Below are 25,591 nucleotides of genomic sequence, written 5' to 3' on the forward strand. Positions count from 1 at the left end.
ATGGTAGCCGGGTCTCGCGGCGCCTACTCGATCCGCTGGAGGTACTCGGTGCCGCCCATGTAGCGCATCTGCCGCTGGATGGCCTGCGATCGCCGCTGCACGTACGGACCGGGCCGGCTGATGCTGTAGCGGCGCGGGCTCGGCAAGACCGCGGCCATGCGCGCGGCCTCGGCCGGCCCGAGGCGGTCGGCATCCTTGCCGAAGTAGGTGCGGGCCGCGGCCTGCGCGCCGTACACGCCGTCGCCGAACTCGGCGATGTTGACGTACACCTCGATGATGCGGTGCTTGGGCCACAGCGCTTCGATCAGCACCGTGTACCAGGCCTCGATGCCCTTGCGCACCCAGCTTCGTCCGCTCCACAGGAACAGGTTCTTGGCGGTCTGCTGGCTGATCGTGCTGCCGCCGCGCACCCTGCGGCCGCGTTCGTTGTTCTTGCGCGCCTTTTCGATGGCCTTGAGATCGAAGCCGAAGTGGTCGGCGAAGTTCTGGTCCTCCGAGGCCACGACCGCCAGCGGCACATGGGGCGAGATCTCGTCCAGGTCACGCCAGTCGTGGGCGATGCGGAAGCGCCAGTCGCCTTCGCTCCATGCCTCCAGCTGACGGGACAGCATGAACGCGCTGAAGGCCGGATCGACGAAACGCAGCGTCGCCACCTGCACCACGCTCAACAGCAGCAGGGCGAACGGCAACGCGATCAGCCACCGCAGCCAGCGCCGGCGTCGGCGCGGCGGTACCGTCTTGGACCCGTCGGGCCTGTCTTCTTCGCGCACGTTCATGCCTTGCACGGGCGTTGCTCCATCCCCATTTGTGTTCGTCCATCCCTTTTCACACGATCGCGCGCATTATTCCAATCACGCGCGCAGACCGCACGAGTCCTCCGCATGACCGATACCTCGACCGCGCCCGCCGGCGACCGCGACCAGTTGACCCGTTTTCTCATCCAAGGCGCAGGGGTGCGCGGGGTGCGCGTGCACCTGCAGGACACCTGGGACCAGATCCGCAGTCGCGCCGAGTACCCGCAGGCCGCCGCCGAGCTGCTAGGCGAAGCCGCCGCCGCCGCGGCACTGTTCACCGGCCACGCCAAGGTCGACGGTCGCCTCTCGGTGCAGTTGCGCGGGCACGGCGCGCTGCGCACCCTCTTCGCCGAATGCACCGCGGCGGGCACGCTGCGCGGCATCGCACAGGTGGACGAGCACGCCCAAACGGTCTCGCGCGACCTGCGCGAACTGGGTCCCGACGCAGTGCTCGCCATCACCATCGAGAACCCGTCCATCGACGGCCGCGAGCCCATGCGCTACCAGGGCCTGGTGGCGCTGGAATCGGACTCGCTGACGGAGGCCTTCGAGGATTACTTCCGCCAGTCCGAGCAGCTGCCGACCCGCCTGCTGCTGGCCGCCGACGAACGGCAGGTGGCGGGACTGATGCTGCAGAAGCTTCCGTCGGATCATGGGGATGACGACGGCTGGTCGCGTGTGGGCGCCCTATTCGACACGCTCACCACGCGCGAACTGCTGGAATGGTCGGCGGAGGACCTGCTGACCCGCCTGTTCCATGAGGACGGGGTCCAGGTCCTGGGACGCAAACCGCTCCGCTTTGCCTGCTCCTGCTCCCGGGAACGGGTGGAATCGATGCTCGTCTCCCTCGGGGCCGCCGAGGCGGAGGCAGCGGTGGAGGCGGCCGGTGGCGCCGCCCAGATCCGTTGCGAGTTTTGCGGACAGAGTTACCGTTTCGATGCGGAGGAAATCGCTAGCTTGTTTGCCGTGGCGACAACGGAGATGGCGGCCCCTGAAAGGCTGCAGTAGCACCTCCGACGTCACTCGGGGAATTGTTAAATAAACATAAACGGTCTATAGTCGCGGTCCTCAAGAGAGGGGAACTCCGCCGGGTTTACCCGGTCGTACAAGACCATGAACACGCGCCTGCTTCGACTGCCATTGACCCTGATGCTCGCCCTGGGCGTGGTGTCGGGCGTCCATGCGCAGGCCAGGCGCACCCCGGAGACGACCTACCTCCCGGTCTGGAACCAGACCAGCGGCAAGCTCGAATACCTCCTGCAGCTCGAGCCCACCGGCACCCCGGTGGCAGGCGCCCGCTGGCGCGTGGGCAGCAATACCCTCGACGCTGCGTTCGGCCTGGAAGCCGGCGACACCCTCGGCCTGGTCTGCGATCGCAAGACCGGACTGGCCGGTGCAATCGGCAACCTCGCCAATCACTGCATGCTCGCCTCGATGGACGAGGACGACGACCATTCCGGCACGCGCCAAGGCACCCTCGGTGCCAGCCTGAGTCGCGCGGGTGGCAAGGTCGGCCTGGCGCTCGGCACGGGTCGCGACACCCTACCCGCCTGGCTGAGCCCCAACTCGAAGTTCAGCAAGGTCGACCAGAACACGCTCACCGTGTACGGCCAGAAGAACATCGGCCGCGAGGCCACGGTGTCCATCGGCGGCACCTGGGCACGCGCGAAGCTGATCCCGGCCGGCGAAGTGCCCGCCCTGGCCGATCGCTGGAACACCAAGAGCCTCACGGTCGGCGCTGGCGTCGGCAACTTCAGCGCAAACATCGTCGGCCGCGTGGTCGACACCCCCGGCGAGCCGGGCCAGTGGGAAGGCCTCGGCGTCGGTCTGACCTGGCGCACGCCGTGGAGCGGCCAGCTCACGGTGGGCGCGGAGAACGTCGTGACCCGCGGCCGCAACCCGTTCGCCCCCGAAAACGGCGACAAGGACGAGGGCACCGTTCCCTATGTCCGTTACGAGCAGGATCTCTGACGATCCGCCGTCCGCGCCAGCCGCGGATTTAACTCCTTGAATCCAAAGACCGCTCGCGGGGTTCTCGTGAGCGGCGCCTTCGTTTGGGCACATCTCTTGCCTTCCAGCCCCCTGCCGGGGTCGATACACCCGCGTACGGCCTTCACAAGTTCGAAACTGTGCATTAACGACACTTTCACTTCTCTTCGAACGTGGTTAGGATCGGGTTGCCTTGCCGTTTTTGGCGTCTTCTTTGACGCCGTCGGTTAGGTCCCATGGGATCCATCGACTCACGTTTGGAGAGAGAGATGAACTTGAAGACCACCCCGCTCCGCGACGCGATTGTTTACTCGCTCGCGGTCGGCACCACCGCCCTGGCCGGTACGGCCATGGCTCAGGAACAGCAGCAGACGACGACCACCCTCGATCGCATCGAGGTGACCGGTTCGCGCATTCGTCAGGTTGATATCGAGACCGAAGCACCGGTCCTGACCATCACCCGCGCGGACATCGAAAACCAGGGCTTCCAGTCGGTCGCCGACATCCTGCAGAACATTTCCGCCGTCGGCGCCCCGGCCATCAGCCGCGCTTCGCCGCTGTCGGCCGGTGAAAACGTCGGCGGCCAGTTCATCAGCATGCGCAACCTGGGTACCCAGCGCACGCTGATCCTGGTCAACGGCAAGCGCCTGGGCATCAGCACCTCGGGCCTGCAGGACGTTTCGCTGATCCCGACGGTCGCCGTCGAGCGCGTCGAAGTCCTGAAGGACGGCGCTTCCTCGATCTACGGCTCCGACGCGATCGCCGGCGTGGTGAACATCATCACCCGTTCGAACTTCGAAGGCGCCACGGTCGACGCGTACTACGGTCAGTACAGCGAAGGCGACGGCGAGACGACCCGCGCTTCGGGCATCCTCGGCTTCACCGGTGATCGCGGTTCGATCACGGCCGCCGTCGAATACCGCAAGGAAGAGGAAGTCTTCGCCAAGGATCGCGAGTACAGCGCGTACCCGCAGAGCTACAAGCATCCGACCCGCGGCTGGACCACCGCTTCGCAGTGGGGCCAGATCACGGATGCGCCGGGTGCAGCGAACCCGGGCGGCGTCGGCACGCTCGTTCTGAACCCGGGTGCGGATTGGCGCAGCCTCGCCAACTACCACACGCAGAACTCCAACACCGGCGCAACGGCTGCTGATCCGAACGGTTCGGTGCTCGACAAGAGCAACACGAACCAGCAGACGCACCTGCGCACGCCGCTGGAGAGCCGCTCGCTGTTCGTCAACGGCATCTTCGACATCACCGAGAACGTCCGTTTCCGCGGCGACATGCTGTACACCGACCGCGACGCCGAGCGTCAGGTCGCGGGCTATCCGTTCCAGAGCGCGTCGGCCGGCCTGATTCCGGGCGGCTTCAAGATGTCGCGCTTCAGCTACTACAACCCGGTCGGCACGCAGCACGGTTATGCCACCCCGCGTGACATCAACTTCACCCGCCGTACCTGGGAAGTGCCGCGCGTCGACGCTCCGTCGTCGACCACCTGGCGCTTCTCCGCGGCCCTTGAAGGCAGCTTCGACGTCGCCGAGCGCATCTTCGACTGGGACGTCAACTACCTCTACAACAACAACAAGGTCCATCAGGAAAACTACGGCAACCTCAACGTCGACCGCGCCAAGCAGTCGACCGGTCGTTCCGAGCGTCAGGCCGACGGCAGCGTCGTCTGCTTGCTGCCGGACGATCCGAGCACGCCGGCCGTTGAGCGCGTGGTCATCCCGGGCTGCGTCGCATGGAACCCGTTCATCCCGTACGGTCAGGTTGGCGAAGGTGGTCTCACCGGCAACCAGGCTCTGCAGGACTGGCTGTTCCAGCGCCTGAACTCCAGCGGCGAAACCGAAACCACCGTGTACTCGGCCAACATCAGCGGCTCGCTCGCGACGCTGCCGGGTGGTGACCTGGGCGTGGCGGTCGGCGTTGAAAACCGCAAGGAGCAGGGTCGCTTCATCCCCGACGCGCAGGCAGTGACCGGCAACTCGACGACGCTGGCCAGCGGTCCGACCCAGGGCAGCTACACCGTCGACGAAATCTACGCCGAGTTGTTCCTGCCGGTCCTGGCCGACCTGCCGGGCGCGCAGGAGCTGAGCTTCAGCCTTGCCACCCGCTACTCGGACTACGACACCTTCGGCGACACGCTCAACAGCAAGTTCGGTTTCAAGTGGAAGCCGATCGATTCGCTGCTGTTCCGCGGTACCTACGCTGAAGGCTTCCGTGCGCCGACGATCGCCGACCTGTACGGCGGCGGCTCGCAGACGTTCTCGTTCTTCACCGACCCGTGCGATACGAACTTCGGCACGGCGCGTACGAACGCGGCGGTCCGTACGGCGTGCGCCGGCGGCGCGGGCGTCCCGGGCGTTCCGAACCCGGCCACCTATCGTCAGCTCGCGCAGGGCTTCAACGCCGCCACGGCGCCGAACGCCCAGACTCCGGTTCCGTTCTTCTCGGGTTCCAACCCGAACCTGATCCCGGAAACGTCCGAGTCCAAGACGCTGGGTCTGGTGTGGAGCCCGGGCTTCATCGAAGGCTTCAACGTCAGCCTCGACTGGTGGAAGATCCGCATCGACGACACGATCGTTGCCGACTCGCCGACGCAGATCCTCAACGACTGCTACATCCAGAACGATCCGACCCGTTGCGCACTGTTCACTCGTGACGCGGCACAGGGCTACGTCAACAACCTTGCATTCGCCAGCATCAACGCGGGTTACCGCGAGGCCGAAGGTTGGGACATGGACCTGGGCTACCGCCTGACGACGGAAGGTTTCGGTAACTTCAACTTCTCGTGGCAGACGACCTACACCACGAGCGACGAGATCAAGACCGACACCAACCCGGCCACCAAGGCGCAGCAGCTGGTTGGCTACGCGACCTCGCCGGGCTTCGTGGGCACCTTCCGCGTTCGTTCGAACACGAGCCTGAGCTGGGATCTGGGTTCGTGGGGCGCGACGTGGGGCATGCGCTACTACTCGGGCATGAAGGAAACCTGCTTGTCGGCCACGCTGTTCCCGGATGAGTGCTCGAACCCGGACTTCGCCGTGGCGAACCCGGTGCCGGCGCAGGCCCGTGCGATCAACGAGATCGGCTCCAACACCTTCCACGATCTGGAATTCCGCTGGAAGGCGCCGTGGAACGCGACCGTCGCCCTGGGTGCGAACAACGTGTTTGATCACCAGGGTCCGGTGGTGTACAGCCAGCCGAACGCGAACGTGTCCTACCAGGGCCAGTTCGACATCGGTCGTTTCATCTACATGAAGTACCAGCAGCGCTTCTGATCCGCTCACGCGGAGCAACTCGAGCGGCCCCGAAAGGGGCCGCTTTTTTTTGGCCCGTCGACGGCCCCTGCCGGACCGGCCGGCCTCTCCCTCCATACGCCCATTCAGGGTTTCGTATGTTCAAACTTTGCCGTCACTGGCCGATAACTGGTCGTTAACACGTCTTTCACTTTTCTGATGGCGCGGTTACGATCCGGTTAAGCCTTGCCGTTTTTGGCGTCTTCTTTGACACCGCCGGCGGGCCCCATGGGAAGTACCACCCTGCTTTACGGAGAGAGAGATGACCTTGAAGACCACCCAGCTTCGCGACGCGATTACCTTCGCGCTCGCGGTGGGCAGCACCGCCGCTGCCGGCACCGGCATCGCCGTGGCCCAGGAAAGCTCGCAGCAGCCGACCACCCTCGATCGCATCGAGGTGACCGGTTCGCGCATCAAGCGCGCCGACATCGAAACGTCCCAGCCGATCTTCTCGCTGAGCCGCGAGGACATCTCCTCGCAGGGCCTGACCTCGGTCGGCGACGTGATCCAGAACATCACCGCCAACGGCTCCACGCTCAACAGCACGTTCAACAACGGCGGTAACGGCGAAACCCGCGTCAGCCTTCGCGGCCTGGGCTCCAACCGCACCCTGGTGCTGGTCAACGGCCGTCGTTGGGTCGGTGGCACGGGCCTCGGCGGCGCGGTCGACCTCAACACCATCCCGACCGCCGCGGTCGAGCGCATCGAAGTGCTGAAGGACGGCGCCTCGACGATCTACGGCTCCGACGCCATCGCCGGCGTCGTGAACGTGATCCTGCGCCAGAACTTCGAAGGCGCCGAAGCCAACGCTTACATCGGCCAGTTCGACAAGGGCGACGGCTTCCGCCAGGGCTACGACTTCACCATCGGCACGACCTCCGACCGCTTCTCGGCCATGCTGGGCTTCGGTTACGTCAAGGAAGAGCCGGTCATGGCCGGCGATCGCGATATCTCCAAGGAGCCGATCGTCGGTACCGGCAATGCCTTCGGCAGCTCGACCTCGCCGAACGGCAACTACAGCGTCACCAACAACGCCTGCCGCGGCGCACCGACGGCGACCAACCCGCTCGGCCCGCTGCTGCGCTGCCTGCCGAACGGCCAGGTGGGTTCGTTCACGTACAACAACGGCCAGAGCGGCGCCAACTGGCGTCCGCGTTCGGTGCCGGCCGACATCTACAACTTCGCGCCGGACAACTACCTGCTGACGCCGCAGGAGCGCCGTTCGGTGTTCGGTAGCGCCACCGCCGACATCACCGATGAAGTCCGCTTCAAGTCGACGATCACCTACAACCAGCGCGTCTCCGAGCAGCTGCTCGCGGCGATGCCGGTCGTGCTGGGTCGCGCGGCTCCGGGCACCAACGCTTCCGACATCCGCGTCAGCGCGACGAACTTCTACAACCGTCCGGAAAACGGCGGCATCGGTCAGGAAGTCGACTGGATCCAGCGTCGCGCCGTCGAGACCGGCGGTCGTTCGTTCAACCAGGACGTGCGTACCTTCGCGATGTCGGCCGGCCTGGAAGGCACGCTGAACTTCGCCGAGAAGTACTTCGACTGGGAAGCCGGTTACTTCCGCGGTGAGAACAAGGCCAACAACACCACCTTCGGCCTGTTCAACGTCATCGCGCTGCGCCAGGCCCTGGGCCCGTCGTTCCGCGACACCGATGGCGTGATCAAGTGCGGCGCGCCGGGCGCGATCGTCACCGGCTGCGTGCCGATGAACATCCTCGGCGCTCCGGGCACGATCACGCAGGACATGCTGGACTTCGCGACGTTCACCGCGCACGACGAGTACAGCTACACGCAGAAGAGCTACTACGCCAACATCAGCGGCGATCTGTTCTCGCTGCCGGGCGGCCCGCTGGGCTTCTCCTTCGGTCTGGAACACCGCACCGAAGACGGCTACGACTCGCCGGACGCGCTGATCAACTCGGGCAACACCACGGGCAACGCGCGCACCGCGACCGCCGGTGGCTACGACCTGGACGAGGCCTACCTCGAACTGGCGATCCCGGTGCTGGCCGACCTGCCGGGCGCCAAGCTGCTCGACTTCTCGCTGGCCACGCGCTACTCGGATTACTCGAACTTCGGCGACACGCTCAACAGCAAGTTCGGTTTCCGCTGGAAGCCGATCGACGACCTGCTGGTTCGTGGTAACTGGTCGGAAGGCTTCCGCGCGCCGTCCATCGCCGAGCTGTTCGCCGGCCAGGCCGACTCGTTCCCGCAGCTCGCCGACCCCTGCAACGTGAACAACTTCGCCGACCAGATCCCGGCGGCGCAGGCACAGTGCGTGCGTGAAGGCGTTCCGGCCAACGGCTACGTGCAGAACAACCCGCAGATCCGCATCACGGTCGGCGGCAACCCGGAACTGCAGCCGGAGAAGTCCGAGTCCTACACGCTGGGCTTCGTGTACAGCCCGAACTACGTGGAAGGCCTGGACGTCTCGCTGGACTGGTGGCAGATCAAGATCGAGGACGCCATCACCACGATCGGCGGCGCCAACATCATCCAGCAGTGCCTTGACTCGGGCGGCACCAGCCCGGCGTGCTCTCTGTACAGCCGTGAACCGGGTGGCCAGATCATCGACCTGCTCGACACCACCACCAACATCGGCGGCACGAAGGTGGAAGGTTACGACCTGACGGTGAGCTACCGCCTGCCGGAAACCGCGTGGGGCAAGTTCAGCTTCACGTGGGACACCACCTACATGTCGAGCTACGAGAACGACATCAACGGTAACGGTGTCTACGGTGAGGACAACCTCCAGGTTCCGGCCATCGGCGCTCCGTTCTTCTTCGACGAAGGCGGCAACCTGGTCGGCGAGTACGACGGTCCGAACCAGTTGAACTACTGGCGCATCCGCTCGAACCTGGCCACGCGTTGGGAGATGGGCGACTGGGGTGCGACCTGGAACGTCCGCTACTACTCGTCGCAGAGCGAGCCGTGCCAGAACTTCGAGGACTACGGTTACTCGTTCCTGTGCACCGACCACACCCGCACCACGGGCCTGCCGACGGACAGCAACGGCAACGGCGTTTGGGACGGCACGGCCGGTGGCGACGCGATCACCCCGGTGGCGTCGGCCGAGCACCACATCGGCTCCACGACGTACCACGACGTGAGCGCGTACTGGAATGCGCCGTGGAATGCGCGCATCACGGTCGGCATCAACAACCTGTTCGACAAGAATCCGCCGATCTCGGCGACGACCTTCGCGAACTCGTTCGACCCGCAGTACGAAGTCCCCGGCCAGTTCTTCTACTTCCGCTACTCGCAGAAGTTCTGATCGGTACATTCGTCCCGTACGAATGGCACTTGCGTTACTTCTACGGCCCCGAAAGGGGCCGTAGTTGTTTGTGGCCGTTGCAGAAATGAAACGACGGCCGTTCAGAATGTTGAAGATTAACAACACTTTAAGTATTGGCTCGGCGGGTCTACCATCGGCCCGACCTTGCCGGACTTGGCGTGGTTTTTTGCTCCGCCGGCGGGGTTCCCATGGGAACAAACTGAGACCGACTTGGAGAGAGCGATGATCTTGAAGACAACAAAGCTCCGGGACGCCATTAGCATGACGCTCGCCCTGGGCACGACAACCGCAGTCGGCATGGGTACCGCACATGCCCAGGACCCCGCCCCCGCCCCCGACCAGGAAGCCACCACCCTCGATCGCATCGAAGTCACCGGTTCGCGCATCAAGCGCGCGGACATCGAGACTTCGCAGCCGATCTTCTCGCTCAGTCGCGACGACATCGCCGCACAGGGCCTCACCTCCGTCGGCGATGTGATCCAGAACATCACCGCCAACGGTTCCACGCTCAACACGACGTTCAACAACGGCGGCAACGGCGACACCGGCGTCAGCCTGCGCAACCTCGGTGCGAACCGCACTCTGGTGCTGGTCAACGGCCGTCGCTGGGTCGGCGGTGCATCCGGCACCGGCCTGGGTGGCCAGGTCGACCTCAACTCGATTCCGACCGCCGCGGTGGAACGCATCGAAGTGCTGAAGGACGGCGCCTCGGCGATCTACGGTTCCGACGCCATCGCCGGCGTTGTCAACGTGATCCTGCGCCAGAACTTCGAGGGCGCCGAAGCCAACGCCTACATCGGCCAGTACGACAAGGGCGACGGCTTCCGCCAGTCCTACGACTTCACCATCGGCACGACGTCCGACCGCTTCGCCGCGATGCTCGGCTTCGGTTACGTCAAGGAAGACCCGGTGATGGCGGGCGACCGCTACATCTCCAAGGAGCCGATCTACACCACCGGCGCAGCGCTGGGCGGCAGCTCCACCACACCCGACGGCAACTTCAGCGTGCGCTTCGGCGAGTGCTTCACCGACCCGGACGATCCGGATTCGGCCACGCGCTGCCGTCCCAACGCGACGCCGGGCAGCACGGGCACACCGAATTCCCCCGGCAGCTTCACCTATGACCGCGGCGCGGCGAGCACGGCATGGCGCAACTTCACCGGTGCCGACATCTACAACTTCGCGCCGGACAACTACCTGCTCACCCCGCAGGAACGCCGCTCGGTGTTCGGCAATGCCTCGGTGGAAATCACCGACGACATCCGCTTCAAGACCACGCTGACCTACAACGAACGCCAGTCCGAACAGCTATTGGCGGCGATGCCCATCACGCTGGGCGTGCCGGTCGCCGGCACCAACGCCGGCAACGTGGTCATCAGCGCCGACAGCATCTACAACCCGTTCGGCGAAGACATCGACTGGGTGCAGCGTCGTGCGGTTGAAACCGGCGGTCGCCGTTTCAGCCAGGACGTGCGCACTTTCGCGATGAACGCGGGCTTCGAAGGCACGCTGAACTTCGCCGAGAAGTACTACGACTGGGAAGCCGGCTACTTCTACGGGCGCAACAAGGCCAACAACACCACCAACGGCCTGTTCAACGTGATCTCGCTGGGCAACGCGCTGGGGCCGTCGTTCGTCGACGCTGAAGGCGTGCCGACCTGCGGCACGGCAGCCAATCCGATCGCCGGATGCGTGCCGATGAACCTGCTCGGTGGCGCGGGCAGCATCACGCAGGACATGCTCGACTACACGACCTTCGTCGCGCACGACGAGTACAGCTACACGCAGAAGACCTACTACGCCAACATCGGCGGTGATCTGTTCGATCTGCCCGGCGGTCCGCTCGGCTTCTCGGTCGGTGTCGAACACCGCACCGAGGACGGCTACGACTCGCCGGATGCGCTGATCAATTCCGGCAACACCACCGGCAACGCGCGCACCGCCACCAACGGCGGCTACGACGTGGACGAGGCGTACCTGGAACTGGCGATTCCGCTGCTCGCGGACCTGCCGGGCGCCAAGCTGCTCGACTTCTCGGTGGCCACGCGTTACTCGGACTACAGCAACTTCGGCGACACGCTCAACAGCAAGTTCGGTTTCCGCTGGAAGCCGATCGACGACCTGCTGATCCGCGGCAACTGGTCCGAAGGCTTCCGCGCACCGTCCATCGCCGAACTGTTCGCCGGCCAGGCCGACTCGTTCCCGCAGCTCAGCGATCCCTGCAACCAGGTCAACTTCGGCAACCAGACGCCGCCCGCGCAGGCCCGCTGCCGCGCTGAAGGCGTGCCCGACGGCGGTTATGCGCAGAACAACACGCAGATCCGCATCACCGTCGGCGGCAACCCGAACCTGCAGCCGGAAAAGGCCGAGTCGACCACCGCCGGCTTCGTCTACAGCCCGAGCTTCGTCGAGGGCCTGGACGTTTCGCTGGACTGGTGGAAGATCAAGATCGAGGACGCGATCACCACCGTCGGCGGCGCCAACATCATCCAGCAGTGCATCGACTCCGGCGGCACCGGCGCGACCTGCGATCTCTACAGCCGCCAGCCGGGCGGCGAGATCCTGTCGCTGCTCAACACCACGGTGAACATCGGCGGCACCAAGGTCGAGGGTTGGGACATGACGGTGAGCTACCGTCTGCCCGAGAACTCCTGGGGCAAGTTCAGCTTCACCTGGGACACGACCTACCTGTCCGAGTTCCTCAACGACAACGACGGCGACGGCCGTTACGGCGAGGACATCTTCACCGAGCCGGCAATCGGCGCGGAGATGGCGGCCAACGAAGGCGGCAACCTGGTGGGCGAGTACGACGGCCCGAACCTGCTCAACTACTGGCGCATCCGCTCCAACCTGGCGGCGCGTTGGGAGAAGGGCGACTGGGGCGCGACCTGGAACGTGCGCTACTACTCGTCGCAGAACGAGCCCTGCCAGGCCTTCGAGGACTACGGCTACGCCTGGTTGTGCACCACGACCGGCCGCACCCGCAGCGTGCCGACCGACAGCAACGGCAACGGCATCTGGGACGGCCCGGCCGGCGGCGACAGCTTCACGTCGATCGCCGCGAACGAGCACCACATCGGCGCCTCGACCTTCCACGACGCCAGCGTGTACTGGAATGCGCCGTGGAACGCGAAGGTCACGGTGGGCATCAACAACCTCTTCGACAAGAACCCGCCCATCGCCTTCACCTCGTTCGCCAACTCGTTCGACCCGCAGTACGACCTGCCCGGCCGCTTCTTCTACTTCCGCTATTCGCAGAAGTTCTGAGCGGGTGTGTCGCTTGCACGACCGCTACGGCCTCGCATGAGGCCGTAGCGTTTTTGGCTACACTGCGGACATCGCTGCCCGTCTGTCCGGTTCCGCATGCCCTTCGAGATCAACCCCGTCTTCGCGGTCCCGCTGGCGCAGGACATGCTGCCCGATGCGTCCGGCCTCAATGCGCAACTGCGCGCGCTGATCCTCTCGCGCGAAGCGCAGGGCGACCGGTACGCCAATCCGAATCCGTCGCTGAAACAGCAGCACGGGGTGTTCGAGAGCGACTTCAACCTGTTCGCCTGGCCCGAGGCCTGCGTGCAGCAGCTGCGGCAGTTCTGCTGGGCCACGCTCGGCCGCGCGATCGCCGATCTCAATGGCTACACCGCGCAGGAAATGCAGCGGCTGCAGATCTTCTCGCACACCTGGTTCCATGTGACCCGGCACGGCGGGTTCACGATCATGCATACGCACCCGATGGCGTCGTGGTCGGGCGTGTACTGCGTCGACCCGGGCACCACGCCGCCAGATCGGCCCGAGTCGGGCGTGCTTCGATTCCACAATCCGCATCACTACAGCAACTACTTCATGGACGCGGGCAACCAGCGCTTGCGTGCGCCGTATCACCATGGCACGTACAGCATCCGGTTCCAGGCGGGGCAGCTCGTGCTGTTCCCGTCGTGGCTGCAACATGAAGTGCTGCCGTTCTATGGCGACGATGAACGCATCACCATCGCGTTCAACTGCTGGTTCGGGATGAAGGAAGGCTGAGGGCGCGCGGCGCGCGGCTTCGAACGCGCGGTGGTGCGGTGCGATGGCTGGGATTGAACGCGGCGGACGGAGCGTTTTGCTCCGATGGCCCGAGCGTTAAGCTCGGCGCGCGGGGCTTTTTGCTCGGATGGCCGAGCTTGGCGCTCGGCGTGTGGGGCTTTTTGCTCGGATGGCCGAGCTCGGAGCTCGGCGTGCGGGGCTTTTTGCTCGGACGCCCGAGCTTGGCGCTCGGCGTGCGGAGTACCCGGCGCGACCGCGCCAGCCGGCGAGCGAGGCTCGCATCGCGTGATGCCTTTCCAATGCGTGAGGATTCGGAAACTTGGATTCCCGCCTTCGCGGGAATGACGGCTTCGGGTGTCCGGTGTAGGGGGCGAGTGAGAGAAAAGCGGGGGCGCACCCATCGCCTGCCCTCACCCCAACCCCTCTCCCGCATGCGGGAGAGGGGCTCGCACGGTAGAAGGCCTCAAAGAAAAAGGGCCGCCTTGCGGCGGCCCTGCGGTGTGTCGCTTGCAGGCGCTCCGCGCCTCACTCCAAGCGCAGCGTCGCATCTCCGGAGAAACTCTCGATCGTGATGTCGCCGTCGCCGCTGCCGTAACGGTGGTCGAAGCTGGAACCCGGGCCGTGCTTGGGCCGGATGATCTGAGCGCCCGGCGCCGCGAGATCGCCGCTGAAGCTCTCGCCGCGCACGTTCGCCGACAGGTTCCTCGGCAGGGTCAGGTCGAGGTCGCCGCTCACCGTTTCCAGCGAGATGCGGCCGTTGCTCGCCAGCGCGGTGTGGATGTTGATGTCGCCCGACACCGTGGAGCCCGACAGCTTCTGCACGCGGCTTTGCAGCGTGCTCACGTCGATGCGGCCGGAGACGGTTTCCACGCGCACTTCGCCGTCCAGGCGACCGCGCAGGTTGAGGTCGCCGCTGACGGTCTCGGCGCTGACGCGGCTGGAGTTGATCGTGAGCTGCAGGTCGCCGCTGACGCTGTCGAAATCGGCCTCGCGCGGCGCGGCGGCGACGGTGACTTCACCGCTGACCGTGTCGACGGACAGTTCGTTGGATGCCACGCCCTCGATGTTGACGTCGGCCGAGACCACGTCGATGTCCAGGTCCGCGCGGATCGGCACCGTCAGGATCAGGTCCGTCGGCTCGCTCTTGTCGCTGCCGAACATGCCCATGCCGCCGCGGTTGGGGTACTTCACGCGCACGTTGAGGTGCTCGCGGTCGCCTTCGACTTCCAGGCGTTCCACGCCCGCGCCGAGGCTGCCTTCGATCTTCACTTCGGACTTGTCCCAGGCGCGCACGACCACGCTGCCTTTGACGTTCTCGATCTCGATGCGTCCGCGCGGATCCAGCGGGCGCGTCTCGTTGATCGGCGTGGCGGCGAAGGCGCTGTGCGCCGTCAGCAGGGCCAGGCCGAATGCGAGGCGTTGGAGGTGGGCGCGGGTCATGGAGATTCTCCGGGAAGCGTTCTTCGGTTCTTGGGACGAAGCGGCAGAGGGTCGGGACATCGGGGCATTCACCATCAGGCGTAGGCGACGCGCTGCGCAAGTGCGAGGCGGCGTGCGTAGGTCCGGCGCAGCTGCTCCAGCAGCAGGCGCGAGTCGGGGTTCTGCGCCAGCGCGTCGAGGATCAGCGTGGCGTTGCGGTCGAGTTCGTCGAAGGCCGGCTGCAGTTCGACCGGCGGCCGGCCCGGGCCGACTTCGATCATCGCGGCCTGGTACTGGCGGGTCATGCCCTGGGCCTCGAGCTGCACCAGCGTCGCCTGGCGGGCGTCGGTCGCGACCGGCGTGCCGGGGTTGGCCGGGTGATCGGTTCCGGCTCGCCATACGCCGACCATGCCGACGGCCATCACCATCGTGGCGGCCATCGCCACCGGCGCGAGCCAGCGCGGGCGCTGCGGTCGGGCCGCCTGCTGCGGCGACTGCTGCAGGCGCTGGGCGATGTCCGGCCACAGGTCGCGGGCGGGCGGTTCGTCGCGGCGCATCGCGCGCAACTGCCAGCGCAGTGCATCGGGAAGATCGTCGCGGCGGGTGTCTTCGTTGGCGTTGGGGGTGTTCATGCGTGGGCCTCCAACCGGTCGCGCAACAGGGTGCGCGCGCGGTGCAATTGCGCTTTCGAACTGCCGACCGCCATGCCGAGTTCGGCGGCGATCTCCTCATGCTTCCAGCCTTCCACGTCGTACAGGACCAGCACCGCGCGGGCGCGCGGCGGCAGGCTGGCGACGGCGCGTTCCAGGTCCATGGACAGCGCGGTGACATGCCCGGCCGAGTCGGCGCTGCCGATCAGGTCGAACACCTCCTCGTCCGAATCGCCCTCGTCCTGCGGGCGGCTGCGCCGGCTGCGCAGCTCCATCAGCGCGGTGTTCACGGCCAGGCGGTGCAGCCAGGTCGAGAACGCCGACTCGAAGCGGAACGCCGGCAGCGCCTGCCACGCGCGGACGAAAGCTTCCTGCGTCAGGTCCTCGGCGCGGGCGCCGTGCGCCCCGACCAGGCGGGCGATGACGCCGTGGACGCGGCCGGCGTGGCGGCGGTACAGCGCCTCGAAGGCCCGCACCTCGCCGCGGGCAGCCGCGGCCACCAGGCTGCGCTCCTCGCCCGGATCGTCCGGGGCGGTGGGGGCATCGGTCAGGCTTTCGGTCACGACGGTCAGCATGTCCCTTGTGATGCGCCGAACCGCGCGCGGGTTTAAGGGCCGGGGTTCTGAATGGTGTCCTGCGGCTCCCGCCAGGGCGCGAGCCCTTCCAGGAGCGGCCCCAGCTTGTCCGCGTAAGGCGCCCAGGCAGCCTTGCGGTTCTTGATGATGCCCCCGCGCATCTGCGGGCTGCTCGCGGTGGCCACGGCGCCGGCGCGGTCCAGCGTGGTCGCCGATTCGTTCCAGGGCAGGCCGCAGAACTCGAGCACACCGCGCATCACGGCCTCCGGGTCGGCGACGAGCTCGTCGTAGTGCACATCGAGGATGCGACCGGGCATCACCGCATGCCAATGCGCCATCAGGCCGCGGTACTGGCCATACCACTCGGCCAGCTCGCGCTGGTCGTAGGAGAAGGTGTTCACGTCGGAGAACATCGTGCGCAGGTTCGAGAAGCACGTGTCCACCGGGTCGCGCACCATGTGCAGGATGCGCGCGTGCGGCAGCGCCCGGGCGATGAAGCCCAGGTTGAGGAAATTCGACGGCAGTTTCTCGGTCAGCACCGCACGGCCCCGTGCGCGGCGCGCGGTGTGTTCGAGGAAGCGTTGCCCGAGCGCGGCGTAGTCGACGTTGGGCGCGCGCTTGACCAGCTCCGCATCGACCACGCCCTTGTTGCGGTGGTCGGCGAAGTAGCGCATCTGCGAGGTGAACGAGTACGTCTCGCCGCCGTCGGTGACATCGGGATGGCCGCCCAGCAACTGCTCCAGCAGCGTGCTGCCCGAGCGGTGCATGCCGACCACGAACACCGGCCGGTACGGCGCGGGCGCATCGGCGTGCGCCTGGCCTGCGGCAACGAAGTCCGCGTCGCAGGTCTTCGCCAGTCCTTCGAACATGCGCCGCGCATCGAGCCGGTCGTGCGGCGTGAGCATGCGCTTGGTGCGGCACGCATGCTCCAGTGCCTGCCACGATTCGTCGAAGTCGCCCAGGTCGTGCGCTTCGTTGTGCACCGCGTAGGCGAGGTACACGCGGCTCTCGCTGCCGGCGGGCACGCGCGGGATCAGCGCCTTCATGCGCGCGACGTGGTTGTTCTCCGGCGTCTGCTTGCGCAGGCGCGAGAGCACCCAGTGCGCCTGCGCGTAAGTCGGCAGCAGCGCGATGCACTGCTCCAGTTCCTGCTCGGCCTCGTCCATCTGGCCGAAGAACATGCGCACGACGCCGCGGAAGTAGCGCGTCGGCGGATGCTTGGGATCGCGCTGCACGGCGACGTCGAGCAGCTGCATCGCCAGGTCGTTCTCGCCGCTGGTGCTGATCAGCATGGCCATTTCGGTGAGCCACTGCGCCGAGCGGCGTTCCTGCCAGCGCGAATGCTCGATGCATTCCATCAGCAGCGCCGGCTCGTTGAACAAACGCAGCGCGCGGGCGAGGTTCAACACCGGCTCGTCGCCCTGCGGCCTGGCGGCAAGCGCGCGCACCGCGTACTCGCGCGCGTCGCGGTAGCGTCCCAGCGAAAGCGCCATGCGCGAGGCGCGCAGCATGGCCATGACGTGCTTGGGATCGCGTTCGAGCACGCCGTCGTAGGCCTTGAGCGCCGCCGCCCACTGCCCCTGCTTCGCATAGGTTTCGCCCTGCTGCCACAGCGATGCCACGTTCACGTCCATTCCTCCGGCGGCGTCATCGCCCGTTCGTCATGCAACGCAGGCATTACAAACCGTTCGGCCCAGGCGCGTGCGCGCGCGAGCTCCCCACGATGGTGATCGTGCACCAGTCGCGCTTCGTGTGCGCGCCGATCGGCGCTGTATTCCACCGACACCGCCTTGGCGTTGCGGCGCGCGACCTCGTCGGCCCGTGCGCGCACCACCTCGGCCGGCGCGGGCAGCCGCCACCAGCGCGAGCACGCGACCGGCACGCCGACCGGGTCGGCCGCGAGCGTCGTGAAGTCGAGCAGGCGCGCGCGGTCGCCGTACTGCGCGGCCAGGCGTGCGATGAGATCGCGCTGCGCCGCCCATTGCAACGCAACCGCGCAGAGCAGGTCCGGCGGCTGCAATGCCTGCGCCGGCAAGCGCGTGTGCAGCGAGCCGGCGCGCAGTGCGCGTTCGGCCAGCTCGGGCACTTTCGCCCACGTGTCGGCGGGTTTCTTGAGGTTGGAGATCAGGAAGTCCTCGAGCGACGAGGTCAACAGCACGGCGCGGCTGCCGGGCGTGGCATCGAGCAGTTCACCGGCGATGTTGAGCGCGGCGTGCGTGGCCTTGATGAGCACGCCGCCGCCGTCGCTCCAGGGGCGCGACAGCAGCCGGGCCGTCGTCGCGGAGAGCTCGCCGGTGGACCAGCCGGCATGGCGCGCGTCACCGAGGCGACGCAGCACCAGTGGCTCCTTCAGCGCGACCTGGTGCGGCGGGACATGCAGCGCGCGGGCGAGCAGGGTCGAGCCGCAGAAAGAGGTGTGGAACAGCCAGGCCGGCGGTCGCGGCGGCGCGGCGACGGAAGCCGCGGCATCCGCGCCCACAGGCGTCGCATCGTCGAGGCCGGCGTCGAGGCGCGTGTCCAGGAAGGTCGAACGCTCCAGCGCATCGACATCCAGCGTTGCGAACGTGAAACGCCGCTCCGGCACGTGCAGGTCGACCGGAAACCAGCGGGCGTCCGCGAGGGCGGACGACGGCGCGGATTCGGGCGACGGAGGCATCGCGGCGTCGGGCACGACGTCAGCCCGGGACGCGCTGGCGCTCGAACTTGATCGCGAACGTGTAGCGCGGCGCGTAGCAGATGCGGTTCGGCGGGCGGCCGACGTGCTTGATCGCGCCGTCGAAGATCACCAGCCGTCCGGGACGCGGCTGCACGGCGCAGGCCACTTCGTCCTGCGCGTCGAAGAACATCGTCTCCCCACCCCACTCCAGGTCCCACTGCTCGCACAGGTACCACAGCGCGGTGAGATCGTGCTGCTCGGGCAGGCAGTCGGTGTGGCTGAAGAGCATGTCGCCGAAGCTGGCGACGTTGGTGTACGCGCGGTACGGCCGGTAGCCGAACTCGCGCGTGGTGAAGCCCAGCACCGCGCGGGCCGTGATGTCGAAGATCGGCTGCTGCACCAGCGCTTCGAGCTTCACTTCGGTGGCCCAGTGCCGATGCTCGGCCGTTTCCGGGCGGGCGATCTCGGTGCGCGTGTACGCGGCCCGTTCCAGGCCGCGCACGTAGTCGCCGACGTTCGGCAGATGGCCGTCGAACACCCGCAGCGGGCGGCCGTCGATCACGAGTTCACGACTGGCCGCGAGCGCGGCGGGGTTCGTTGTCATGCAGTCCTCAGTTCGAAAGCGCCTTGGCGATGCGCTGCTGCTCGTCCTTCAGCGCCTGCGGCATGCGCGGGCCGTACTCGTCCAGGTACTCGCCGATGCTGGCGAACTCCGCCTGCCAGCCTTCGCGTTCGAAGCCGAACAGCTTCGCGCGCGCTTCGTCGGTCAGGGCGACGCCTTCCAGGTTGATCTCGTCGTTCTTCGGCAGATGACCGATCGGCGTCTCCACCGAACCGGCCTCGCCCTTCACGCGCTGGATCATCCACTCCAGCACGCGCAGGTTCTCGCCGAAGCCCGGCCACAGGAACGAACCGTCATCGCCCTTGCGGAACCAGTTGACGTGGAAGATCTTCGGCAGCTTCGCGTCGGCCTTGTCGAACGACAGCCAGTGGCTGAAGTAGTCGGCGAAGTTGTAGCCGCAGAAGGGCTTCATCGCCATCGGGTCGCGGCGCATCACGCCGACCGCGCCGGTGGCGGCGGCGGTGGTTTCCGAACCCATCGCGGCGCCGACCAGCACGCCGTGCGTCCAGTCGCGCGCTTCGAACACCAGCGGCACCAGCGACGGACGACGACCGCCGAACACGATCGCGCTGATCGGCACGCCGGCGGCGCTTTCGGCTTCGGTCGAATAGCTCGGGCACTGCTTCGCGCTCACGGTGAAGCGCGAATTCGGATGCGCGGCCGGGCCCTTGGCGGCGTCGAACGCGTTGCCGCGCCAGTCGGTCACCGGCTGCTGGCCGTCGTCGAGGCCTTCCCACCACGGCTGGTTGTCGGCGGTGACGCCGACGTTGGTGAAGATGGTGTTCTTCTGGATCGAGGCGAGCGCGTTCGGGTTCGACTTCTTCGACGTGCCCGGCGCGACGCCGAAGAAACCGGCTTCCGGGTTGATCGCGTACAGGCGGCCATCGGCACCCGGGCGCATCCAGCAGATGTCGTCGCCGACCGTCCAGACCTTCCAGCCGTCGGCGCGATAGCCTTCCGGCGGAATCAGCATCGCCAGGTTCGTCTTGCCGCAGGCCGAGGGGAACGCGGCGGCGACGTAGTGCGTCTCGCCCTGCGGATTCTCCAGGCCCAGGATCAGCATGTGCTCGGCCAGCCAGCCTTCCGACTTGGCCTGGTGCGAGGCGATGCGCAGCGCATGGCACTTCTTGCCCAGCAGCGCGTTGCCGCCGTAGCCGGAGCCGAACGACTTGATCGTCAGTTCTTCCGGGAAATGCATGATGAAGCGGCGTTCCGGATCGAGCTCGCCGATGGAATGCAGGCCGCGCACGAAGCTGCCTTCGCGCTCGATGCGCGCCAGGGCCGGTGCGCCCATGCGCGTCATGATGCGCATGTTGGCGACCACGTACGGGCTGTCGGTGATTTCCACGCCGCAACGCGACAGCGGGGAGTCGATCGGGCCCATGCAGTACGGGATCACGTACATCGTGCGGCCCTTCATGCAGCCGTCGAAGAGCGCGTCCATCTTCTTGTGGCCGTCGGCCGGCGACATCCAGTGGTTGTTCGGGCCGGCGTCGTCCTGTTTGCTCGTGCACACGAAGGTCAGGTGCTCGACGCGTGCGACGTCGTCCGGATGCGAGCGGTGCAGGTAGCTGCCCGGATGCGTCTGCTCGTTGAGCTTGACCAGCGTGCCATCACGCTGCATCTGCGCGATGAGCGCGGCGTTCTCGGCGTCGCTGCCGTCGCACCAGTGGATCGCGTCGGGCTTGGTCAGCGCGGCGACTTCTGCGACCCAGGCGTTGAGGGCGGCAAGCTTGCTGCCGTCGCTTCCCGGGGCGATGACAGGTTTGGCGACGTCATGGGAAATGGCATTCACGGACAACATCCTCCAGCGGGGGCCGGCGTTATTGAAAATTAGGCTGACGGATCATGCTGATGGAATCAGCGTGGCCATCATGTGCTCGACATAGGCCTCGAATTCATCGTGCTGCATGCGCGCCTGGTGCAGTTGCAGGTTCAGCTGCAGGAAGCCCACGTAGGCGGCATACAGCAGGCGCGCGCGGTGCTGGGCGTCGGTGCGGCTGAGCCCGGCCTGGCGGAACGATGCGACGAGGTATTCGAGCCGGCGCTCGGAGACGCGGCCGATGACCGGCTGGACTGCCGGGTGGTCGAGCGCCTTGAGCAGCTCGGAATAGATGACGTGCGATTTGAACTCGTGCGCGACCAGGGTGAACAACGCACGCAGGCGTTCGCGCGGGTCGGAGATGGGTTCGAGCTGGCCGAAGACGGTTTCCTGCTCGACCTTCTCCCAGCGCTCCAGCGCGGCCACCAGCAGGGCATCGCGCGAGGGGAAGTGCCAGTAGAAGCTGCCCTTGGTCACGCCCAGGCGACGGGCGAGCGGTTCGACCGCGACGGCGGCGACGCCCTGCTCGGCGATCAGGTCGAGCGCGGCCTGGGCCCAGTCGTCGGCACTCAGGCGCCCGGTGCGCTCGGGCGCGGCGGGGCGATCCTGGCCCGCACGCTCCTGGGCTCCGCGGTCACCGGTGCGGTCCTGCCCGGCTCCTTCCTGCTTGGTCTGCGCGTTCGAGCTCATGGCGGCAAGTTTAACCATACGGCAGTGGCGGTAACAGTATGCGCCCCGTCAAGATGGCCGAAAGAAGGCATGAAGACGGTCGGTTGACAGCAAGGATGGGATATTACCATACTCGGCCGTATGGCAAGCGTTTGATGCGCGCGCTTGAACGCCTTGTTTCCATAAAAGGCCCCTGCGCATCGACGCAACCCGACCCAACATATCCATCAACTGGACACTGCCGCACCGCTGCTGGAGCGCCGTCATGAGCATCGCCATTCCTTTTATTGCCTTCCTGCTGGTGGGCGCCATCTGTGCTTACCACCGCCTGCGCCTGCCGGTGTGGGCGGCGCTGACCGCCACCGCCCTGGTCGCCTGCTGGCTGCTGGGCGCCAGTGGCACGGCGACCGTGGTGGCCGCGCTGGTCACCGCGATCATCGCGGTGCCGCTCCTGGTGCCGCAGATCCGCCTGCCGTTCATCACCAAGCCGCTGCTGGGCTTCTACACGAAGATCCTGCCGCCGCTGTCGGAAACCGAGCGCGTCGCGCTGGAAGCCGGCACCGTGGGTTGGGAAGGCCAGCTGTTCTCCGGCAAGCCGGACTGGGATGTGCTCGCCAACCAGCCCAAGCCGACGCTGCGTCCGGATGAGCAGGCCTTCCTCGACGGCCCGGTCGAAGAGCTGTGCAAGATGGTCGACGACTGGAAGATCACCCACGTCGACGCCGATCTCTCGCCGGACCTGTGGGAGTACATCAAGAAGAACAAATTCTTCGGCATGATCGTGCCGAAGGAGTACGGCGGCCTGGGCTTCACCGCGCTGGGCAACCACAAGGTGATCCAGAAGCTGGCTTCGATCTCCTCGGTGGTCTCCTCCACCGTCGGCGTGCCGAACTCGCTCGGCCCGGCCGAACTGCTGATGCACTACGGCACGCAGGAGCAGAAGGATCACTACCTCCCGCGCCTGGCCGATGGCCGCGAAGTGCCCTGCTTCGGCCTGACCGGCCCGTGGGCCGGTTCGGACGCCACGTCGATCCCCGACTACGGCATCGTCTGCATGGGCGAGTGGAACGGCGCGCGCGTGGTCGGCGTGAAACTGACCTTCGACAAGCGCTACATCACCCTCGCCCCGGTGGCGACGCTGATCGGCCTGGCCTTCCGCATGTACGACCCGGACGGCCTGATCGGCGACAAGCAGGACATCGGCATCACCCTGGCGCTGCTGCCGCGCGACACGGCGGGCGTGGAGATCGGCCGCCGCGCGATGCCGCTCAACAGCCCGTTCCAGAACGGCCCGATCCGCGGCAAGGACGTCTTCATTCCGCTGAGCCAGCTGATCGGCGGCGAAGCCTACGCCGGCAAGGGTTGGCAGATGCTGGTGGAGTGCCTGTCCATCGGCCGTTCGATCACGCTGCCGTCCACCGCCTCGGGCGGCACGAAGTTCGGCGCCGTGGTGACCGGTGCTTACGCGCGCATTCGCAAGCAGTTCGGCCTGTCGGTCGGCCGCTTCGAAGGCGTGGAAGAAGCGCTCGCCCGCATCGGCGGCAACGCCTACACCATCAGCGCGCTGGCCGAAGCCTCGGCCGCCGCGGTGGCCCGTGGCGAACTGCCGGCGGTGCCTTCGACCATCTCCAAGTACCACTGCACCGAAATGGGCCGCGAAGTCGCCCGCGACGTCATGGACATCATCGGCGGCAAGGGCATCATCCTGGGCCCGCGCAACTTCGCCGGCCGCAACTGGCAGGCCGCGCCGATCATGATCACGGTGGAAGGCGCGAACATCATGACGCGCTCGCTGATGATCTTCGGCCAGGGCGCGATCCTGTGCCATCCGTGGGTGCTGAAGGAAATGAAGGCGGCGACGTTGCCCGATCCGGAAGAACGCCTGCGCGAGTTCGACCGCAACCTGTTCGGGCACATCGGCTTCGCGATCTCCAACGCCGTGCGCTCGTTCTGGTTCGGCCTGACCTCGGCGCGAGTCGGCAAGGCGCCGGGCGATGCCTACACGCGCCGCTACTACCGCAAGCTCAACCGCTACTCGGCGGCGCTGGCGCTGTGCGCCGACACCTCGATGCTGCTGCTGGGCGGCAAGCTGAAGTTCAAGGAATCGCTGTCGGGCCGCCTGGGCGACGTGCTCAGCAACCTGTACATCGCCAGCGCGCTGCTCAAGCGCTACGAGGACGAAGGCCGTCCGGTCACCGACCAGCCGCTGCTGGCCTGGTCGATCCACAACGCCACCTTCAAGATCGAAAAGGCGTTCTCCGGCGCGCTGCGCAACTTCCCGATCCGTCCGATCGGCTGGCTGCTGTGGGCGCTGGTGTTCCCGCTGGGCCGTCGCGCGCAGTACCCGAGCGATCGCCTGGGCCACAAGGTCGCGTCTTTGCTGATGTCGCCGAACGAAGCGCGCGATCGTCTGGGCAAGGGCGTGTTCCTCACGCCGACCGCGAACAACCCGGGCGGCCGCATCGCCAGCTATTTGCAGAAGGCAGTTCTCGCCGAGCCGGTGGAGCGCAAGTTCCTCAAGGCGCTCAAGCAGAAGGGCATCGAGGCGCACGACTTCGCCACGCAGCTCGACGAGGGCGTGCGCGAAGGCTGGATCACCGCCGACGAACGCCGCCAGCTGGAAGAGCTGCGCGAGCTGACGATCGACACGATCAGCGTGGACGACTTCGCTCCGGACGAGCTGCGTGCCGCCGGCCACCACGACGCGACGCACGACAGCCGCTACGCGGCCTGACGCGACGCGGGATTCACATCCACGACGGCGGGCTTGTCCCGCCGTCGTCTTATGCGGACTTCGCCATGACGCCATTGCTCCAGCTCTACCGCAGGATCACGCGCTGGCCCGCGGGCCACTGGCTGTTCTCGCGCGCGGTGTGCTTCAAGGCGCCCTACTTCGGCACCATCGCGCCGCGCATCGTTTCGCTGGAGCCGGGCCGCTGCGAAGTGCGCATCCGCGACCGTCGCCGCGTCCACAACCACATCGGCACCGTGCACGCGATCGCGCTGTGCAATCTGGCCGAACTCGCTGCCGGCGTGATGACCGACGCTTCGCTGCCGCCGTCGATGCGCTGGATTCCCAAGGGCATGACGGTCGAGTATCTGAAGAAGGCCACCGGCACGATGCACGGCGTCGCCACGCCCGATGTGGCGCTCGTCGAGTCGACGAACGGCTACGACCTGCCGGTCACGGTGCTGGTGAGCAACGACGCGGGCGAAGCAGTGTTCCGCGCGTCGATCATGATGTGGGTGTCGCCGCGACGGTGAAAGCCGCGGCTCCTAGCGGGCGAACCACACCACGGCCAACGCCACGATCGCCGGCAGTGCCTGCACGTAGAAGATGCGCTTGTTGACCGTCGCCGCGCCGTACACGCCGGCGACGATCACGCACGCCAGGAAGAAAGTCGCCACATCGGCGCGCTGGGCGACGATCGCCCACACCAGCCCGGCGACGAGGAATCCGTTGTAGAGGCCCTGATTGGCGGCAAGCACCTTCGTCGCCTCGGCCTTTTCCGGCGACATCCGGAACACCTTGCGGCCCAGCGGTTTCGTCCACAGGAACATCTCCAGCACCAGGAAGTACAGGTGCAGCAGGGCGACGATCGCGATCAGCACCAGCGCGAGCATGGACATTCGGGTTCTCCAACAGGCGGCGTAACGCAGACGTCATCCCGGCGAAGACCGGGAGCCAGGCTCGCAGCGTCGCATGGATTCGGTGAGTGCAAACAGCGTCGGAGTCACCGCCCTTATTCCGACGGAAGAGGGGTTTGGG

The 25,591-nt window shown here is 66.7% G+C and carries 18 protein-coding genes; 8 read left to right on the forward strand and 10 right to left on the reverse strand.

The annotated features are described in order from the left end of the window. Window positions 1–23 precede the first annotated feature (23 nt). The gene (mtgA, locus tag JI752_RS10860) at window positions 24–776 is read right to left on the reverse strand and encodes a monofunctional biosynthetic peptidoglycan transglycosylase (RefSeq protein ID WP_216964303.1); all 753 of its coding nucleotides are present in this window, start codon (window positions 774–776) and stop codon (window positions 24–26) included. 105 nt (window positions 777–881) lie between these two features. On the opposite strand from mtgA, the gene JI752_RS10865 reads away from it, so the two are divergent. From JI752_RS10865 to JI752_RS10890, 6 genes are all read left to right on the forward strand, one after another. After that, on the forward strand, window positions 882–1,802 hold the full coding sequence (locus tag JI752_RS10865) for an Hsp33 family molecular chaperone HslO (protein WP_216963622.1): 921 nt from the start codon (window positions 882–884) through the stop codon (window positions 1,800–1,802). A gap of 141 nt (window positions 1,803–1,943) precedes the next feature. Beyond that, window positions 1,944–2,765: a hypothetical protein gene (locus tag JI752_RS10870; protein WP_216964305.1), complete on the forward strand. Its 822-nt coding sequence runs from the start codon at window positions 1,944–1,946 to the stop codon at window positions 2,763–2,765. 287 nt (window positions 2,766–3,052) lie between these two features. Continuing rightward, window positions 3,053–6,064: a TonB-dependent receptor gene (locus JI752_RS10875; protein ID WP_216963625.1), complete on the forward strand. Its 3,012-nt coding sequence runs from the start codon at window positions 3,053–3,055 to the stop codon at window positions 6,062–6,064. Window positions 6,065–6,344: 280 nt separating this feature from the next. Further along, entirely contained in the window at window positions 6,345–9,365 is a 3,021-nt protein-coding gene (locus tag JI752_RS10880; RefSeq protein ID WP_216963628.1) for a TonB-dependent receptor, read from the forward strand. 243 nt (window positions 9,366–9,608) lie between these two features. After that, window positions 9,609–12,653, forward strand: a complete 3,045-nt coding sequence (locus tag JI752_RS10885; RefSeq protein WP_216963631.1) for a TonB-dependent receptor — start codon at window positions 9,609–9,611, stop codon at window positions 12,651–12,653. Between the two features lie 96 nt (window positions 12,654–12,749). After that, window positions 12,750–13,409 (forward strand): TIGR02466 family protein, encoded by a 660-nt coding sequence (locus tag JI752_RS10890; RefSeq protein ID WP_216963634.1) that lies wholly within the window; start codon window positions 12,750–12,752, stop codon window positions 13,407–13,409. Between the two features lie 525 nt (window positions 13,410–13,934). Here the strand turns inward: JI752_RS10890 and JI752_RS10895 are convergent. The 8 genes from JI752_RS10895 to JI752_RS10930 all read right to left on the reverse strand — a co-directional run bounded on the left by JI752_RS10895 (window position 13,935) and on the right by JI752_RS10930 (window position 21,843). Continuing rightward, entirely contained in the window at window positions 13,935–14,849 is a 915-nt protein-coding gene (locus JI752_RS10895) for a DUF4097 family beta strand repeat-containing protein (protein ID WP_216963637.1), read from the reverse strand. Window positions 14,850–14,923: 74 nt separating this feature from the next. Continuing rightward, the gene (locus JI752_RS10900; RefSeq protein WP_216963640.1) at window positions 14,924–15,460 is read right to left on the reverse strand and encodes a hypothetical protein; all 537 of its coding nucleotides are present in this window, start codon (window positions 15,458–15,460) and stop codon (window positions 14,924–14,926) included. Beyond that, window positions 15,457–16,053: a sigma-70 family RNA polymerase sigma factor gene (locus JI752_RS10905; RefSeq protein ID WP_216963643.1), complete on the reverse strand. Its 597-nt coding sequence runs from the start codon at window positions 16,051–16,053 to the stop codon at window positions 15,457–15,459. The genes JI752_RS10900 and JI752_RS10905 overlap by 4 nt, the downstream gene beginning before the upstream one ends. Before the next feature lie 32 nt (window positions 16,054–16,085). Beyond that, window positions 16,086–17,681: a sulfotransferase gene (locus JI752_RS10910; RefSeq protein WP_216963646.1), complete on the reverse strand. Its 1,596-nt coding sequence runs from the start codon at window positions 17,679–17,681 to the stop codon at window positions 16,086–16,088. After that, on the reverse strand, window positions 17,678–18,709 hold the full coding sequence (locus JI752_RS10915; protein ID WP_216963649.1) for a hypothetical protein: 1,032 nt from the start codon (window positions 18,707–18,709) through the stop codon (window positions 17,678–17,680). Before JI752_RS10915 ends, JI752_RS10910 begins: the two co-directional genes overlap by 4 nt. A gap of 19 nt (window positions 18,710–18,728) precedes the next feature. Continuing rightward, on the reverse strand, window positions 18,729–19,313 hold the full coding sequence (locus JI752_RS10920) for a 2OG-Fe(II) oxygenase (RefSeq protein ID WP_216963652.1): 585 nt from the start codon (window positions 19,311–19,313) through the stop codon (window positions 18,729–18,731). Between the two features lie 7 nt (window positions 19,314–19,320). Then, a complete protein-coding gene (locus tag JI752_RS10925; protein ID WP_345777349.1) occupies window positions 19,321–21,117 on the reverse strand; it encodes a phosphoenolpyruvate carboxykinase (GTP) in 1,797 nt (598 codons plus the stop codon). Between the two features lie 60 nt (window positions 21,118–21,177). Next, window positions 21,178–21,843, reverse strand: coding sequence for a TetR/AcrR family transcriptional regulator (locus JI752_RS10930; protein ID WP_216963657.1), 666 nt, complete (start codon window positions 21,841–21,843; stop codon window positions 21,178–21,180). 244 nt (window positions 21,844–22,087) lie between these two features. Between JI752_RS10930 and JI752_RS10935 the strand changes: the two genes are divergently transcribed. Together JI752_RS10935 and JI752_RS10940 are read left to right on the forward strand one after the other, a co-directional pair. After that, window positions 22,088–24,556, forward strand: coding sequence for an acyl-CoA dehydrogenase (locus JI752_RS10935; protein ID WP_216963660.1), 2,469 nt, complete (start codon window positions 22,088–22,090; stop codon window positions 24,554–24,556). Between the two features lie 65 nt (window positions 24,557–24,621). Continuing rightward, window positions 24,622–25,086 (forward strand): hotdog fold domain-containing protein, encoded by a 465-nt coding sequence (locus tag JI752_RS10940; protein WP_216963663.1) that lies wholly within the window; start codon window positions 24,622–24,624, stop codon window positions 25,084–25,086. 12 nt (window positions 25,087–25,098) lie between these two features. Here JI752_RS10940 and JI752_RS10945 read toward each other — a convergent pair whose 3' ends face one another. Beyond that, the gene (locus JI752_RS10945) at window positions 25,099–25,452 is read right to left on the reverse strand and encodes a DUF1304 domain-containing protein (RefSeq protein WP_216963667.1); all 354 of its coding nucleotides are present in this window, start codon (window positions 25,450–25,452) and stop codon (window positions 25,099–25,101) included. Window positions 25,453–25,591: the final 139 nt, after the last annotated feature.

The organism is Lysobacter sp. MMG2, from assembly GCF_016735495.2.
Classification (GTDB): Bacteria; Pseudomonadota; Gammaproteobacteria; order Xanthomonadales; family Xanthomonadaceae; genus Lysobacter_J.

Bases quoted from the DNA above. Each gene is read 5' to 3' on its own strand.
- JI752_RS10890 (WP_216963634.1), top strand. From the start codon at position 12,750: ATGCCCTTCGAGATCAACCCCGTCTTCGCGGTCCCGCTGGCGCAGGAC.
- JI752_RS10900 (WP_216963640.1), bottom strand. From the start codon at position 15,460: ATGAACACCCCCAACGCCAACGAAGACACCCGCCGCGACGATCTTCCC.
- JI752_RS10885 (WP_216963631.1), top strand. From the start codon at position 9,609: ATGATCTTGAAGACAACAAAGCTCCGGGACGCCATTAGCATGACGCTC.
- JI752_RS10905 (WP_216963643.1), bottom strand. From the start codon at position 16,053: ATGCTGACCGTCGTGACCGAAAGCCTGACCGATGCCCCCACCGCCCCG.
- JI752_RS10945 (WP_216963667.1), bottom strand. From the start codon at position 25,452: ATGTCCATGCTCGCGCTGGTGCTGATCGCGATCGTCGCCCTGCTGCAC.
- JI752_RS10920 (WP_216963652.1), bottom strand. From the start codon at position 19,313: ATGACAACGAACCCCGCCGCGCTCGCGGCCAGTCGTGAACTCGTGATC.
- JI752_RS10870 (WP_216964305.1), top strand. From the start codon at position 1,944: ATGCTCGCCCTGGGCGTGGTGTCGGGCGTCCATGCGCAGGCCAGGCGC.
- mtgA (WP_216964303.1), bottom strand. From the start codon at position 776: ATGAACGTGCGCGAAGAAGACAGGCCCGACGGGTCCAAGACGGTACCG.
- JI752_RS10935 (WP_216963660.1), top strand. From the start codon at position 22,088: ATGAGCATCGCCATTCCTTTTATTGCCTTCCTGCTGGTGGGCGCCATC.
- JI752_RS10940 (WP_216963663.1), top strand. From the start codon at position 24,622: ATGACGCCATTGCTCCAGCTCTACCGCAGGATCACGCGCTGGCCCGCG.
- JI752_RS10895 (WP_216963637.1), bottom strand. From the start codon at position 14,849: ATGACCCGCGCCCACCTCCAACGCCTCGCATTCGGCCTGGCCCTGCTG.
- JI752_RS10875 (WP_216963625.1), top strand. From the start codon at position 3,053: ATGAACTTGAAGACCACCCCGCTCCGCGACGCGATTGTTTACTCGCTC.
- JI752_RS10880 (WP_216963628.1), top strand. From the start codon at position 6,345: ATGACCTTGAAGACCACCCAGCTTCGCGACGCGATTACCTTCGCGCTC.
- JI752_RS10865 (WP_216963622.1), top strand. From the start codon at position 882: ATGACCGATACCTCGACCGCGCCCGCCGGCGACCGCGACCAGTTGACC.
- JI752_RS10915 (WP_216963649.1), bottom strand. From the start codon at position 18,709: ATGCCTCCGTCGCCCGAATCCGCGCCGTCGTCCGCCCTCGCGGACGCC.
- JI752_RS10930 (WP_216963657.1), bottom strand. From the start codon at position 21,843: ATGAGCTCGAACGCGCAGACCAAGCAGGAAGGAGCCGGGCAGGACCGC.